Raw genomic sequence first — 15547 nt, forward strand, 5'->3', positions numbered from 1 at the left:
GGGAGCGATAGGATGGGAACCCGCACAGGAAACACCATAAAACAGCAGGGAGTCTCTATTATTGCCTGCACGAAACGCCAAAGCTATATACGAAACTTGTTTAATAATTTCAGCCGGCAGTACCATGCAAAGAAAGAGCTTATTATTATCGTCAACAACGATAAGATCCCACTTGAACCTTATCAGACGTTAGCCAAAAAGCATCAAAACGTACAAGTCTATCGGGTTCCGGAACGCTCCTCGCTCGGTGCTTGTCTGAACTTTGCCGTCAAGAAATCAAAGTACAGCTATGTGGCCAAATTCGACGATGACGATTATTACGCTCCCTACTATTTGACGGAAAGCCTTGAGGCCTTTCAAAGAACCAACGCCGATGTGATCGGAAAGCGGGCGCATTATATGTATTTGCGTGGATCAAATACCCTGGTCCTTCGTTTCCCGCAGGATGAGAATCGCCCCGTAACCAAGCTCCCTGGCGCAACGCTTGTCATTAAACGGAACGTTCTTAACAACGTTCGCTTCCCGGATCGAAATGTCGGCGAAGACGATCTTTTTTGCTTAAGAAGCAAGCGGAAGGGGTACAACGTTTATTCTGCTGGAAAGCATAATTTTGTCGCCATTCGCAGGAAAAACTCATCCAACCATACATGGATCATCAGCGATAAAAAGATCCTCGCTCACAGCAGAAAAATTCCGCCTGTAAAAAATTACGAAAAGTTTGTGCAGAAAAAGCCAAAGGGTGCATTATAATGCCAAACCCGGATATTTCCCGTGAGAAGAATGCTGTTTCCATCATTACGTGTACCAAAAGGCAGCAGTGCATGGATACCCTTTTTCATAACTACAGCAGACAAAATTATAAGAATAAAGAGCTGATCGTCATATTAAATCAACGTAATCTGAAGGTCAGCGAGTATATAAAGGCGGCAAATCAACATCCAAATGTGAGGATCTACAGCTTGCCGGAGCATGTATCGCTTGGCCATTGCCTTAATTACGGGGCCTCTTTAGCTAAATACGGGCTTATTGCCAAATTTGACGATGACGACTATTATGCTCCCGGCTATTTAACGGACAGTGTGCGAACCCTGTTAAAGACCAACGCCGATATTGTGGGAAAGCGGGCCCACTATATGTATTTGAGCGGCAAAAAACTCCTCCTGCTTCGCTACTATAACAGGGCCAATCAATATGTTTCCCTCGTTCAGGGAGCAACCCTTCTCGTCAAACGGCATGTGCTAAGCCAGGTTGGGTTTCCCGATCAAAATCGAGGGGAGTGCGTAAAGTTTTGTGCCGACTGCCTTGCAAAGGGGTACAAGATTTATTCGGGCAGCCCATCCAACTTCCTCGCGATTCGCAGCAGGAACGCCCAAGACCATACATGGATCGTAAGCGAAAAAGAGCTTTTATCACGCAACGTTAAAATATTGAAAGCGAGAAACCCCAAAAAATTTGTATGTCAAAATTAAATTGATCGCCCTATTGGTGAAAAATACAAAAGGAGCTTGTCGCAACCCGACAGCTCCTGAAAAAACGCTCCATGATCGACGTGAATGTCTAGCTGTATAGCAACCGTATAGCCTCTGCTTTTTCCTGAATGTACGTTATCGCTTCGAGCGGCCCCTTTATTTTGACTTCACTGCCGAGATTCCAGATCAAGTCTACATAGAAATGCAAATCCTCCGTGGCGATCTGTACCGCTGCCGTTCCGCTCCCGTCTTCGTTGCGCTGTATGCCTGAAGCAAAACGGGGATTGGATTCCAGCAGCCATATCCCCTTCCGTGTCAGCTCCATATGAAGCGTCGTCTGATCCAGATGCCCTTTTTCCGGCTTATTCATCAAAGTCATCTTGCGGATGTCCTCCCGCGAAGGGACCGATTCGTTGAGTGATACAGAAAGGATCCGATCCGCCCTGAACTGGCGAATATCTTCCCGATGGAAGCAATAAGCCGGGCAGTACCAATAACCCGAGCTTGTATAGAGACCAATGGGCTGAACATTCCTCAGGCCAACCCCGCTGCCGGAATTGTACTCCAGGGTGACCACGCTGCCAACCATGATGGCCTGCAGCAGTGTTTGAAGAATCCCCTGGGCCATGGAACGGTACGGACTCCACAACATGATTCTCCCCTTCAGGCGGTCGATCTGTTCCTTAATATCGGCAGGCAGATAATGATAGAACTTGTGCAATGCAGACTCGGCCCCATCTCCAAAAGGCAGGGAACTGAAGAAATCCAATGACTGGCACGCAAAAAACATGGCGATGGCTTCGCTCTCAGAAAGGCTGATAGGCGGGAGCATTCTTTCTTGAAGCAGTTTATACCCTCCGCCTCTTCCTTGGATGGAATAGATCGGTATACCGAGCTCACTCAGTTCCTGCAAGTCCCGAGTAATGGTTCGGGTGGATCGCCCAAATTCATCGGCAAGTTCCTTCACGGTAAATGACTTTTTGGCATTGATCGCCATAATTAATTGAATGAGACGCTGGGGCTTGTGCATGGTCATCTCCTCCTCAAGGTTTTTCCATTATACCCTCCAAATAAGACATGAACTGTCTTATTTATGTGATACGCTCTTCACGTAAAGCATTCTCAACCATTAACCTGCGAGGAGAGTTAACTCATATGCATAAGCACACAAATGAAGAAATCGGTTTTGTATTCGTCCATGGTGCGGGATTAGGGAGCCAAATATGGAGCAGCGTCGTGAAAGGACTGGATCATCCTGCTTTGCTTCTTGAGTTTCCTCTTAGAGACAGCTCTGCGGATTCCGGGAGCAGTCTGACTTTAGAAGATTATGTGGTCCATATGAAAAAACAAGTGAATGAATGGAGCATTCCAAGGTTTGTTATCGTAGCCCATTCGCTTGGGGGAGTTCTTGCCCTGAGACTCGCATCGGAGTTCGCTGATCGAGTGGCGGGATTTATTGCTATAGGGGCGGCTATCCCCAAGAACGGCGGTTCATTCGTATCTGTCCTTCCATTCCCGAAAAGAATGATCATGTCGGCCATAATGCGCAGATGGGGCACAAAACCTCCCGAATCCGTAATCCGCGCGGGATTATGCAATGACTTGTCCGAGGATCAGACAACGGAAATCGTAAAAGGGTTCATCCCCGAGGCCGTACGCGTATACACAGACCGGGTTGATGCAGGCGTCCCGCTTGTTCCCAAGCTGTACGTCAAGTTAACGGAGGATAAGGAATTCCATCCTTCCTTTCAAAATAAAATGATCGCAAACCTTTCCCCGCAATCTGTCCAGCATTTGCAGGCCGGGCACCTGCCGATGATCAGCAGTCCGGATCATTTGAGGCAGCTATTGCGGTCTTTCCTGAACAGCCTGGATGAATCGCGCAGGCCCGCTGCCCAATCGTTCAATGCCCGTGAACAGCGAACGTAACCCTTTGCCCTGATCCGGAACCAACCGGCCTTATGCCTGCAACGGTCTTCCTGCTTTACGGGTGGTCTCTTCGGTAAGTATCGATGCTTTTGTACCCTTCGCCTAAAATCTTTTTCATTTCGGTTCGTCGTTTGGCCCGGGTTGACTCCTGTACGGCACTGTAGACATAACGGGCCCAATCCTTCCGGTATCCGGGAGTAAGGGATCGATAGAAAGCCAGTGCCTCAGGACGATCGCTCAAATCCTTTTCTATAGCAGGAATCAGCGCTGCATAATCATCCACGCGTTGACTTGGCTTAGAGGGTGCATCCTTCTTCTTTTGTGCCTCCGCTTTGAAACCCACAACGGTAAACACATCGTTCAAACCCACCATACGTGCAAACTTCAGGCTGCTCGTTCCAATGTAGCCGTCCTCATCGGCTCCCACCCCTTCAAAAAGACTGTCTCTATGAATATAGGTTGAGTACACTTTGTTCCCCTTCTTGGGGTAAGCTGCGTACAAATAGCCTCCTTGATTCAAGCTGTTCTGATCAATCACTTGATGGACGAGGTCCCGAAGCGATTCGATATTAAACACGTAAGCAAAAATAAGATCATAGGGTCCGCCCGTTAATTCGGTATCATAGTCAGATAACCCCGATAAGCCGTGTTCACTCTCCGGTCTGTACAACACTGCAACCCTCTTAAATTTATGCAGATTCAACTTTTCCACAATCGTTTTTGTCATGTACAAAGCCCCCTTCGTAAATATCTTGATTATACGAGATAGAAAATATGCATTCCAGTTAACTACCCCGACCTTTCCTTCATGGCAATGAATAAGAAAGAAAATCCCCGTCTGGACGACCAGACGAGGAAATTATGCGAGACGAATTTTTGTATTATTGGCTACGCATTACGGCTGAATTGATTCACTGCACTGAACAGGGCTTTTACGGATGAAGTCATGATATCAACGTCAATGCCGCAACCCCAGTATACGCTGCCGTCGGAAGCCGTGACCCCGATATACGAGACCGCTTGGGATTTGGAGCCTGTTTCCAGAGCGTGCTCCGTATAGGTCAAATCGCTATAAGCCGTTCCTAGCTCGGTTTGCAGAGCATTGCTGATCGCATCAAGTCTTCCGTTTCCGGTACCTGTAATTTCCTTGATTTCATCGCCGACACGGATCGTAACGATCGTTTGAAACTCCTCATCGTCCGCAGAGCGGTATTTGACAAACTCCACCGGGGTTTTTATGTTTACATATTCCTTCAAGAAAATATCGTATATTTCATCAGGCATCAGTTCCTTCTGCTGCTGGTCCGATACGTTTTTAACAAAGTATCCGAAATTTTCGCGCATTTTCGCCGGGAGATCGAGCCCGTATTTCAGCTGCAGCACATAACCGATCCCGCCTTTGCCGGACTGGCTGTTGATGCGAATAATGTCGCCTTCATACTCCCTGCCGATGTCCTTGGGATCAATCAGCAAATAAGGGACCGACCAATGCTGAGGCTCCTGTTCCTCGCGATGCTTCATTCCTTTGGCAATGGCGTCTTGATGAGAACCTGAGAAAGCGGTAAATACCAGCTCGCCTCCGTACGGATGTCTCTCGCTTACTTTCATTTTGGTCAGCCGTTCATAAACGGAGATGATCGCAGGGATATTCTCAAAATTCAGCTTCGGGTCCACCCCGTGAGAGTACATGTTCAGAGCCAGCGTCACAATGTCCACGTTCCCTGTTCGTTCTCCGTTTCCGAACAACGTGCCTTCAACGCGCTGGGCTCCGGCCAGCATGCCCAGTTCCGCGTCTGCGACACCGGTTCCCCTGTCATTATGCGGATGGACCGACAAAATAACATGCTCACGGAAGTTCAGGTGCTCGCTCATATATTCGATCTGGCTCGCGTAGACATGCGGCATCGACATGGATACCGTCGCGGGGAGATTGATGATCACCGGGTTCTCCGCCGTCGGCTGCCATATGTCCAGCACGCTGTTGCAGATGTCCAGCGCAAACTCAATTTCTGTGCCTGTAAAGCTTTCCGGCGAATACTGGAACTGGAAGTTCCCTTCCGTTTCCTCCGCGCACTGCTTCAACAGCTTGGCACCGTTCAATGCGATGTCGATGATTTCTTGTTTGGATTTGCGGAATACCTGTTCCCGCTGTGCCACGGATGTCGAGTTGTACAGATGTACTACGGCCTTTTTGGCGCCTTTCAACGATTCAAAGGTTTTGCGGATAATATGTTCTCTCGATTGGGTAAGCACTTGGATCGTTACATCGTCCGGGATCAATTCCTGCTCAATCAATGTGCGCAAAAAAGCAAACTCCGTTTCCGATGCTGCCGGAAATCCGACTTCGATCTCCTTGAAGCCGATATCTACAAGCAATTTGAAGTACTCCAGCTTTTCCTCCAGATTCATCGGAACGATTAATGCCTGGTTTCCGTCACGAAGGTCGACGCTGCACCAAATCGGCGCCTCTGTAATATACTCCTTCCGAGTCCAATTCAAGCTTGTCTCCGGCGGCATGAAATACCCTCTGGCGTACTTGTTAACATTTTTCATGGATATCCTTCCCTTCATCGATTTTCCTGTGCTTACCCGCCTAAGATGGAATGCGCAAAAAAAGCCTTTCATCTCTTTAAACAGAGACGAAAGACTTTGACATCCTACGCGGTACCACTCCGAATTCATGCCATCACCGGCATGCACTCTACGGATCCGAGGCTGCATAAACGAACAAACCTTGGTTCCTCCTGATGATAACGGTCAGGCTCCGGCTCCACCTACTTAACGGGTTCAGTGAGCAACTCCAAGGCGAGTTCCGATTTCCTCCACGGCTGTTTCACACCATCCAACAGCTCTCTGTTCGCTTGGAAAACCGTACTATTCCTTTTCAACGTAGTTTAATTATTAGGAATATGCTATATCACCTATACTCTGGTGTCAAGTGTTAATTGACAACGATCGGTTAGCTGAGCGAATTTGGAATTGAAGTAAGCTTTGAAATCGCATCGATAATTATTCCCCAGTCATCCTCATGTAGCTCATGCCCTGCACCTTCCAGTGTCAATAAAACCGCGCCCGGAATTTCACTCGCTATATGTTTTCCATGTTCATAAGGGATAATGGGATCTTCCGTACCGTGTATAATCAGAGCGGGTACATTGATTTCACTCGTCCTAACCAGATAAGATTCTCCACCAGTCACCAAGCCGTGATTGCTCATGCTGGCCATATTGTCACTTCTTGCGAACTCTTTTCCGGCCAACATGCCCACTTTCTTCTCATTAAAAATATGCTTTGAACCAACCAGGATTCGGGACCGATCAATCGCAAATTTGATTACCGATTCGCTGTTAGTCCAATCGATCGCCCCCATATTCGAGAAAAAATCCATAACCCTTTCCTCCATCGGGGGGAGATGAGGCGCAAAATTGGACGTTGCCAGGAGCGTAATGGTTAGAACTCTCTCCGGATGCCGTAAAGCGATCATTTGAGTCAGCATACCGCCCATGGACATACCCATGATATGCGCTTGCTCAATCTTGTAAGCATCCAGTACTCTAACGGCATCATCGGCCATATCTTCGAAAGAATAGCCCGGCTGACCCGGTTCGTAAGTGGTTGAACGTCCGACATCGCGGTTATCATAACGAATAACAAAACGCCCTGTGTCTGCCAGACGTTGGCAAAACTCTTCTTCCCACCAAATCATTGACGATTGAGCACCCATAATCAGCAAAATAGCCGGATTACTTGGCTCTCCAAAACTGTCTGTACATATATGAATTCCATCTACCTTTACGAATCGTTCGTTCATATTCGAATCCTCCAATGACTAAATTAAAATAAAAAAACACAGGCTATTGGCCTGTGCAAACTGTAATCGAATTAGAGAATTTGAAAATGAACGCAATAAGATCATATTCCCTCTGGAGGACCCGAAGTTCGGTCACGGGACAGATCGCAAAAGGTTGCATGACATGTTCTTCAAATTCAGTTTATATGACAAGAAGGAGGAATTATTCCCTACCTTCAATTACATATAACAATCCAGGTTACCGTAAGGCAAACCATTCTTCGATTACGATGCACACTAAATAGCCTTAAACCACCGTTTAATTCATTGTGCAAAGAATATCGAAGAATTAGTTCAACACACGTAACCCCTCCGTTCATATCGGTTAGGCTGATCCTAACATAGGGTACGGATCTTTGTCAATACATGGGAATCCACCCCGAGATAACATAGTCTGCCCAAAAAGAAGCCTAAAAAAAACGCGTCCTCCAAGGGAGAACGCGATATTAAAACAGCTTGTCGCCGGGTTTCAACATAGTCATTTACCGTTTTCGAGCGATCACTGCTAAACGACCGTTTTCGGTCGAGTACTCGCAGGTAGACAGTACAACAAGCTTGTCACCATATTGGGCATTTACGCCCGTGTCATAAAGAGCAAGTTTTTTGATGTTCTGAACATACGAATCGAACTCGGCGGGCGTATTTACATTCTCAATCTGGTAGTATTTAAAAACGTCGTCCGATTTTCGATAAACTTGGGACAAGATTACGGCAACAATCTCATACTCTTCCTTTTCGTAAAGCGTGCTGAACTGGAACGCAGCATGCTCTTTATAGAAGCTTTCGTTCTTGTACTTCATTAAATCTTTAAACATCCAGCCGCTTTTCATGTGGTGTCCATGAATCAGCAAAATGTCCGAACCGTTGACCCGGCTATGCTCGTCCAAAAAGGGGAGACCGCCTTTGTTTTCCTTTTGATCGAAATCATGATTGAGATAGTACCCCGCATCCTGCGGATTCTGCATAACCGGGTACTCAATTCGAGTGCCGTCAATCTTCAGCCAGCCGACAATGTCCGAGTTTCTCTCGTAAAGCGCTCGAAATTCGGGAAGCATGACCGGCTCATTCTCCGTATTGAACAAAAGGGAGGGGAATGCATCCCCTCCGCCTTTGTCAGACCCTTCCTCCCAAACCTTGGTCAACTCTTCGATTTTCTGTTTCTCCGCATAATCCCCCAGAAAGGTTCTTGCCAGATTAACGAGGGAAAATACCAACACAAGGGAGGAAACGGCGATAAGAATTTTTTTGGTTTTGCTCATTTTCTTACCGCCTTTCCGGTCATTGGATGTGCTTTCTCTTTTTGTTGCCGAGCAGACAGAATCCGATGATCACCATGGACATCAGCGCCAAAACCATATAGAAGATTGGCGATACGCTGTTGTCTCCGGTTTGCGGAGCATCGTCCAGCTCGTTATTTGCATTGCCCGCACCCTTATCGGCCAAGTCGCCGACATTACCAACTCCGTTGTCATCGTGATCAGCCACGTCGTCGATGTTGTTAGTCCCATTGTTGACGCTGCCAGGTTGGTCAGGAACAGGGCTGACAGGACCCGGATTCACCGGCTCTGGTCCAGGGTCAACTGGGCCCGGATTCACCGGCTCTGGAGCAGGGTTGACAGGGCCTGGATTCACTGGCTCTGGTCCAGGGCTAACAGGGCCTGGGTTCACTGGCTCTGGTCCAGGGCTAACAGGGCCTGGATTCACTGGCTCTGGAGCAGGGTTAACAGGGCCTGGATTCACTGGCTCTGGAGCAGGGCTAACAGGGCCTGGATTTACCGGATCTGGTCCAGGGTTAACAGGGCCTGGTACGCCGCCGGTGTTTATCGGCTTCATTGGCACGTCTTTTCTGACAATGTCAAAATCGACAGAAATCGTTTCACTCTTGTACGTCTCGTATCCGTCTTTCGTTACGATCAGATAGTAATCCGCTTCAGGAAACACCATGTATGCATAGAAGCCATTTGCGTCGCTATCCTGCTCCGGACTTTTGTTGTCGTGCGGCGCAAAATTCGGAACCGGAGGAAGCGTTACTTTCGTATCCGGAGTACGGCCTTTATCTCTATTCCGCTGCGTATCCGCATAGTACAGGGTAACTGTGGCTCCTTCAATTTTCTTGCCAGTGATGGCATCTCCTGTCGTTTCATCATAAACCGTACCGTAAGGGTCGACCAATGCCTCGGAAATATTCAGCTCTCCGTTAGCCTTCACGTTCAGCTTCGTCACGTTGAAGAGAAGTTCCTCGCCGGTCTCAGCTTGATAGCGAACTTCCATGGTGTACTGCTGCTCGCTTAACCCTTCCACGGAGAAGGTTCCGTTCGGATCCATCGGAAATGCCTTAGGAAGATAATTGCCGTCCTTGTCCTTCAAATAGATACGCATCTGGCTGGTAAACGAATCATTGAATAGCTCTTTGGTTCCATCCAGCTGCTTGAACAGAACGATCCCTACCGCCGTAATGTCCGCCGGAACGGTCTCGTCCGTCACGCCGTTGTTCACGTTTCCTTTTTGGGTGAACTCGACAGGGACATCCTTCCCGCCAACGTGATACAACTTCGTATATGTGATCGTATAGTTGGTATCCGCTGCGGCCAGGACCGAATATTCACCATTTTCGTTCGTCCAAATCGTTTGCTGTTCGTTGGTCTTCTTGTTCGTCACGATGATTTTCGCGTTCGGAATGATTTCGCCTGTGTTGTTGTCACGCAGCACGCCTTCCAGAACTGGAAGCTGACGGGTATTAACAAAGTGTGCTTCAGCCGCGCTTTTCGCCGGAATGGAGCCCGTGCGGACGAAACTTTCAGGATCCGTCACATAGCCGTCTTCCGAATAATCATCTTGGGTCACCTTGTACTCGAGATACGTTGGAAGTCCTTGCATAACGAGCGTCTGGCTATCAGTAAGCTCGAAGGTATCCCCGCTCTTAATCTTGCCCTTGGTGCCGTCCGACTTAACATAGTCGTAGGATTCGTCTGCTCCCTCGCCTGTGAAGACGACGGTGTACTTGAACACCTTCGTTTTGTCGCCGGCATTACCTTTAACCGCGTTGCTGATGAGCAGGCCGCCCTTCAAGACTCGCGTGTTCGTGAACGGGGCATCTTCATCAGTGCCTTTCATAACTCCGGTATGGTTCCGCTCCTGAGGAGTAGTCACGTACTCATCCGCTGTGTAGTCTTTCTGGGTAACCGTGTATTTCAGATTCTTCGGCAGACCCACAATTTCCAGTGTCTCTCCATCCTTGAGTGTGAAGGAGTCGCCAGACTTGATCGTGCCCGGTGTACTTGTCTCGCCATCCGACTTCGTATACGCGTAGCTTCCATCCTTGCCTGCATCCTCAAAAATGACGGTGTACTCGAATTCCTTCGTTTTGTCGCCGCCATTGCCCATGACCGTATTGCTAACGGTCAACTTGCTGACAGCCCGTTCATTCACGAAATCTGCCGTGCGATCGGCGCCCGCCATAACTCCCTCATCAGACAGCGCAGGAGTGGTCGCGTAGCCGTCGTTCTTGTAATCGTTCTGGGTAATATCATACTTCAGATTGTCGGGAAGATCCTTAATTATAAAGGTCTCACCATGCTTGAGCTCGAAAGTGGCGCCGGATGTGACCGTGCCCGTCGTGCCGTCTGAAAGCTCGTAATTGTAAGTTTGACCCTTACCTGCACCGTCAAAGGTCACGGTGTACTTGAACGGCTTGTCCGATTCTGCGCCGTCCCCGGTTACGGTATTGCTGACGGTCAGATTATAAACGTATCGTTTGTTGACAAAATCTGCTTTGTGATCACCTTTATTCTCGATCTTGCCTGACAACTCTCTCGTCTCCGGCTCAGTCGTATAACCGTCAACAGTCGTATAATCGGCCTCGGTTACGGTATAGACCAGACCCGCAGGCAATGTCGGAAATACAACAGATTCCCCGTTCTTGAGGATGATCTTATCTCCGCTCTTGAACTTAACAGCGCTAACTTCACCATCTGGCTTCTTAAAGGTGTACTCTCCGTCCTCGCCCTCTCCGGTGAAGTTCACGGTGTACTCGAACTCTTTGTTCGGATCGCTGCCGTTGCCTTCGACCTTATTGGTAATGGTCAGCTTGCCCTGGGCCGGCGTAGGCACGACCAGCGGACTATCAGAGGTTACTTTCACGCCGTCTACCCAGATGGGCTTCCCAGGCGTATTCCCCACATATACTTGATAAACTCTTGTAGTAGGCAGCCAAGTATTGGTGTCAATATAAGTTTCCTTCAGCTCATAATAGCCTGGATCTGGGAATAGGAGATTAAGTTTCCCTCCGCTATCGGTTGTTCCTTTGGCGATTTGAGTTCCGCTATCCTTCTTATAGAGCGTAAACTCTACGCCTTTTAGCGGATTGCCATTGGGATCTACCTTTTTCAGGGGCAGCAGGGCGTTGGAGCTTGAGCTGCCAGCTACGTCTGAATTGTCCAGCGTGCTTTCGCTTCTAGCACTGACAGATTTCAGATTGTCATCGCCCTCCAGTTTTACCTCGTTGCCCATTTTGTCTCCGGCTTTCGCTTTAGATGGGTCAACCTCTGTTTGGTACACAAACTGGTAAAACTTGTTAGGGTTTTTCATTTTGAATTTTAGAACTGTGGTGCCTCCTGCGCCTGGTGCAGCTTCTACCTGAACTTCAGCATTCGGATCGCTAAGATCCAGTGCTGCACCCTCCCGTTCCAGAGCACCGCTGGCAGTGAGTTTGGCAGGATAGACTGCCATACTAGGCGCTGTCAGCACAAGCTTTCCGTTTTCTTCATAACGCAGATTCATGCCTGCACCTAGAGTATCCTGCAGGTAAACGTCCTGCTTCATGTTAAATGGCGGGGTATAGTTTACCGTCCATTCAAGCACCCCTGGAACTGGCTTCGTTACCGACTTGCCCAAGGTCTGAATAGGTAAGATAATCTTACGTTGTTCGGTAAGAACTTTCTCCACTCCGCCCCATGTCATATGAAGGTCGGCTTTGTTATACAGCACCTGCTTGTCTGTGCCGTTGGTCGTGTACTCGTCCAAATATTCCGCCAAAGCTTCATTCGAAGGTCTTGCCTTTACCAAAATGACATAAGGACCTTCCAATTTAGAGAAGGTGAAGGTGCCTTCGTTGCCGCTATGGGAGAAGTTTACGACATGAGCAGGGTCGTTCGGCTCGATGATTGAAACAGCGTTGTTTCGAACCCCATAACCGGTGCCGCTGCCATTATCCGAAAAACCTTTCCAAAGCTCAAATTCCTTCTCCTCGGAAAACGGAACGAACTCCCATCCTGCCGGCAAGGTGTCCACCAGCTTCACATCGGTGATGACCCGGCTTCCACCACTTTTCGCCATTTCAACCGTGTTGTAGCCCGGCATATTGACGCTTAGACGGAAGGTGACCGTCTTGGTTGTTCGGTCATAACCAGCCAAGGTGTATTCGTCGCCGCTTGATGAACCATCATAACCGATATAACGGTTAACGTTGTTCGGAGTATACCAAGTGTCGGCCGTCCCGTCCTTCTTAATAGGATAGGATGCCGTAAGCATATCCTTGTTCAGCATACGCAGATGAAGATTGGTATTGTTTTCCGCTTTTTTTACGGCTTCGCCGTCAAATAGCAAAGCCCGATTCCAGCATGTTTTCTCTGTGTTGATATCCTGCCTGAAGAGGACATCCGGGTTGGTTTCAAGTGCACGGAAGCTGAAGGATGCAGCTTGGTCGGTGTATCCCGTCACCTTGATCAAATCTGCCACGACTTCTCCGTCCACCGTCAAAGGAATGGCTTTCATGGTCAAGCTGCTTGCATTGGTTACACCCTTCAAGGTTCCCGCATGATACTGCTTCCAAAGCTGAGCAGTATTGACATTTGCCTTGATTTTCGCAATCGTTTCCGCGCTAACCTCGCCGGTTGCATCCACTGCGTGATCCAAGACGTTCAAATCCCCGCCATGTACCAGCACGTCGTATACTACCGCATTTGGCAGAGCATACTGTGGCGCTAGATTGACAGTCCATGTGATGGCGCCGAGGTTGTAATCCTCCGTCGAAACAGCTCCGCTTTTTGTAAAAGTATGCGCACCGATCGTTACGATTGCCTCGTCAGTTACCGCGACAGGTCTTAATCCAGTTGTCGCATCATTGTTCTGAATACCGCCTGGCGTGTCTAAATTCCAGTTGGCACGAGGGTCGATTCTGAAGTCGGAGCCGCTTGTTACCTTACTCTTAATCACCAGTTCGACTTTACCATTAATATCCCCAAAGGAATAAACGCTGTTCTCATCCGGTGTAATTGGTTTTACCTCAGATGCAACGCCATCCACCCATGTCTGCCATTCAGCTGATAAAAAGTCCAGCCCAGCAGGTAATGCATTTGTGATGGTTAAGTCCTTTAACCCTTTTTTGTTATACTGGTTAACAGTGATTTTCCATGTGATTGTTTCATTAGGATTGTCATACGAGGCGCTGGCTTGAATCCAGTCGGGAGCAAAAACAATTTCCTGATTTCTATTCGCAAGCACAGCATTGCCATCTTTGAGCTCCACTTTGCCATTCATGTTCACAGCGCGACCAGGATCGCCCGATGGACTCCGATGCTCGTAATAGTAGCCTCCCTTTGGAATCCAGGTTTTATATTCGACCTGTGGATCTACACCCGTTCCCGGCGGGAAGACATAGCTTAGAGCGCCATTGGCATCGATGGTTGGTTCTACCACCTCATTATTTACTTTGAATGAACCTGGCACATAGATACCACTGACTCGATACGAAGATGAAGGCGAATCCATATTATAGGATGCAGGGTTCGTATAGAACGTCTTCCCATCCAACGGTAGTTTAATTGTATTATCAAACTGATCGGAAGCAGACACAGTAGACTGCCAAGTAATCGCTCCCGCTACAAAGAAATCGGGGTTAATTATGCGATAAGCCCAAGAACTATTTCTCATTCCCGGTGAGGTCAATGTGAGATTGTATTTCGCTGTAACATCCGGGTTCTTTAGCTCATACGCTCCCCCGAAAATCGAGATAGGCTTTGTATCGCCGTATTCTATCCCATTCAAATCCGAATTGGCAGTGGTATCAAAGCCGAAGGTAACTGCTACTCCAATACCATTGAAAAACGAATCATCACCATTAAATACAATCTTGATGCTGTCCGGAGTGAAATAGGCGGTGCCCAGCTGTTTCTGACCATAATCAGTTGTTGCCATCAAGGTTTTGGTAGCTGTCGGCAGCACCACTTCCTTGAAGTAGTCTTCTCTTTTCAGCTCGATTGAGTCGCCCTTCTGAATGTACTTGGTGGTGTCATTTTCATGCTCCGTATTGGCAAAATCGCCTCTCACCGGAACCTTGAGGCCCTCAGATTTGAGAGTAAATGCCTGTCGGCCCTGAATCGTACCGCCTGGGGCAATGTCAGTTCCCTGCGTCACCTTCAGCGGAAAGGTTGAATTAGCTTCCATAAACACCGCTGTTTTGTCCGTCGGAACTGCCGCCATCGCTACGAAATTGTTCGGCGCATCATACACTGCCTCAGGTACTGACAGCGGTTCGTCCGCGCTCGGCGAGGCAGATTCACTGACTGCTTCCGTCGCTGAATCGTTTGGCACACTCTCCGCATATGCGCCAGCAGAGAACATCACTGTCTGCAAGACAAGCAAGATTGCCATAAATAAAGACAGCAACGGTTTACCTATACTGCGTTTTTGTTTCAATACCGAAACCTCCTCCATTCCCTAAATCTCTGGAATACTTTGGTGACAACAAGATCATCTACACGATATAACGGCTAACACAAATAAATATATGCTGTTTGCCTAGGTCCAGCGCCCCTTTCCATCGTCGAAATCCCGAGGAGTTCGAATGAATGCCGGGGTGTGTAGGCCGTTGACCTTGCCTTAGTACTTTCTTCCCCCTTTCTTTCGACTCTTCGCCACGTACATACTGTAGTGGCAAAATACGCCCAATTTACAAAGCGTGCCCTTCTATTATATGAAGGAGGACCTATACAAAAAATAGACAATGCTCGACAATAAAGCGTAAAATTCGGTGTCCAATCTCATAATCGGAGCAGATCCGATCAACAACCAAGGGCAAAACGAGAAAAAAGCCCTAAATCCTGTCTATTCCCAGTCGGTCTATGCTCTTTATAGGCACAAAGAAACATTCAAAAACGGTATTCAGGGCCTATAAAATTTTCGCAAAAACGAACAAAAAGATAGGGATTATGGAGCCGTGCCATTATTTCATTCCGGGATTTACACGCTTAATGAATTTAAAGAGATGGAGGCATTCAAACTACAGTCCTCGGCTAAACGT

9 protein-coding genes and 1 other annotated feature are annotated in these 15547 nt (G+C 48.1%); of the genes, 3 read left to right on the top strand and 6 right to left on the bottom strand.

Going from position 1 to position 15547, the window contains the following annotated elements; translation table 11 throughout:
- The first annotated feature begins 12 nt into the window (after positions 1–12).
- Both RSX24_RS17805 and RSX24_RS17810 read left to right on the top strand, forming a co-directional pair.
- Positions 13–750: a glycosyltransferase family 2 protein gene (locus RSX24_RS17805; RefSeq protein ID WP_343261356.1), complete on the top strand. Its 738-nt coding sequence runs from the start codon at positions 13–15 to the stop codon at positions 748–750.
- Complete coding sequence (locus RSX24_RS17810) at positions 750–1469, top strand: glycosyltransferase family 2 protein (RefSeq protein WP_236413567.1); 720 nt, start codon at positions 750–752, stop codon at positions 1467–1469. The genes RSX24_RS17805 and RSX24_RS17810 overlap by 1 nt, the downstream gene beginning before the upstream one ends.
- 88 nt (positions 1470–1557) lie before the next feature.
- On the opposite strand, the gene RSX24_RS17815 is transcribed toward RSX24_RS17810, so the two are convergent.
- The gene (locus tag RSX24_RS17815; RefSeq protein WP_343261357.1) at positions 1558–2499 is read right to left on the bottom strand and encodes a helix-turn-helix transcriptional regulator; all 942 of its coding nucleotides are present in this window, start codon (positions 2497–2499) and stop codon (positions 1558–1560) included.
- Between the two features lie 125 nt (positions 2500–2624).
- On the opposite strand from RSX24_RS17815, the gene RSX24_RS17820 reads away from it, so the two are divergent.
- Positions 2625–3398, top strand: a complete 774-nt coding sequence (locus RSX24_RS17820) for an alpha/beta fold hydrolase (protein WP_343261358.1) — start codon at positions 2625–2627, stop codon at positions 3396–3398.
- A 55-nt stretch (positions 3399–3453) separates the two neighbouring features.
- Here RSX24_RS17820 and RSX24_RS17825 read toward each other — a convergent pair whose 3' ends face one another.
- The 5 genes from RSX24_RS17825 to RSX24_RS17845 form a co-directional block, all read right to left on the bottom strand.
- Complete coding sequence (locus tag RSX24_RS17825; RefSeq protein WP_343261359.1) at positions 3454–4125, bottom strand: YdeI/OmpD-associated family protein; 672 nt, start codon at positions 4123–4125, stop codon at positions 3454–3456.
- A gap of 161 nt (positions 4126–4286) precedes the next feature.
- Positions 4287–5951, bottom strand: a complete 1665-nt coding sequence (leuA, locus tag RSX24_RS17830) for a 2-isopropylmalate synthase (protein ID WP_236413575.1) — start codon at positions 5949–5951, stop codon at positions 4287–4289.
- A gap of 79 nt (positions 5952–6030) precedes the next feature.
- Positions 6031–6295, bottom strand: a binding site (T-box leader).
- 62 nt (positions 6296–6357) lie between these two features.
- Positions 6358–7209: an alpha/beta fold macrolide esterase gene (gene mle / locus RSX24_RS17835; protein WP_236413577.1), complete on the bottom strand. Its 852-nt coding sequence runs from the start codon at positions 7207–7209 to the stop codon at positions 6358–6360.
- Between the two features lie 521 nt (positions 7210–7730).
- Complete coding sequence (locus tag RSX24_RS17840; protein WP_343261360.1) at positions 7731–8507, bottom strand: class B sortase; 777 nt, start codon at positions 8505–8507, stop codon at positions 7731–7733.
- A gap of 19 nt (positions 8508–8526) precedes the next feature.
- A complete protein-coding gene (locus RSX24_RS17845) occupies positions 8527–14943 on the bottom strand; it encodes a DUF7601 domain-containing protein (RefSeq protein WP_343261361.1) in 6417 nt (2138 codons plus the stop codon).
- Between the last annotated feature and the right edge of the window lie 604 nt (positions 14944–15547).

Origin of the sequence: Paenibacillus hubeiensis (genome assembly GCF_032334105.1) — a bacterium.
Lineage (GTDB): Bacteria > Bacillota > Bacilli > Paenibacillales > Paenibacillaceae > Paenibacillus > Paenibacillus hubeiensis.

What these genes read in the sequence shown, in the direction of transcription:
- RSX24_RS17805 (WP_343261356.1), top strand. Translation starts at nt 13, where the DNA reads ATGGGAACCCGCACAGGAAACACCATAAAACAGCAGGGAGTCTCTATT.
- RSX24_RS17810 (WP_236413567.1), top strand. Translation starts at nt 750, where the DNA reads ATGCCAAACCCGGATATTTCCCGTGAGAAGAATGCTGTTTCCATCATT.
- RSX24_RS17815 (WP_343261357.1), bottom strand. Translation starts at nt 2,499, where the DNA reads ATGCACAAGCCCCAGCGTCTCATTCAATTAATTATGGCGATCAATGCC.
- RSX24_RS17820 (WP_343261358.1), top strand. Translation starts at nt 2,625, where the DNA reads ATGCATAAGCACACAAATGAAGAAATCGGTTTTGTATTCGTCCATGGT.
- RSX24_RS17825 (WP_343261359.1), bottom strand. Translation starts at nt 4,125, where the DNA reads ATGACAAAAACGATTGTGGAAAAGTTGAATCTGCATAAATTTAAGAGG.
- leuA (WP_236413575.1), bottom strand. Translation starts at nt 5,951, where the DNA reads ATGAAAAATGTTAACAAGTACGCCAGAGGGTATTTCATGCCGCCGGAG.
- mle (WP_236413577.1), bottom strand. Translation starts at nt 7,209, where the DNA reads ATGAACGAACGATTCGTAAAGGTAGATGGAATTCATATATGTACAGAC.
- RSX24_RS17840 (WP_343261360.1), bottom strand. Translation starts at nt 8,507, where the DNA reads ATGAGCAAAACCAAAAAAATTCTTATCGCCGTTTCCTCCCTTGTGTTG.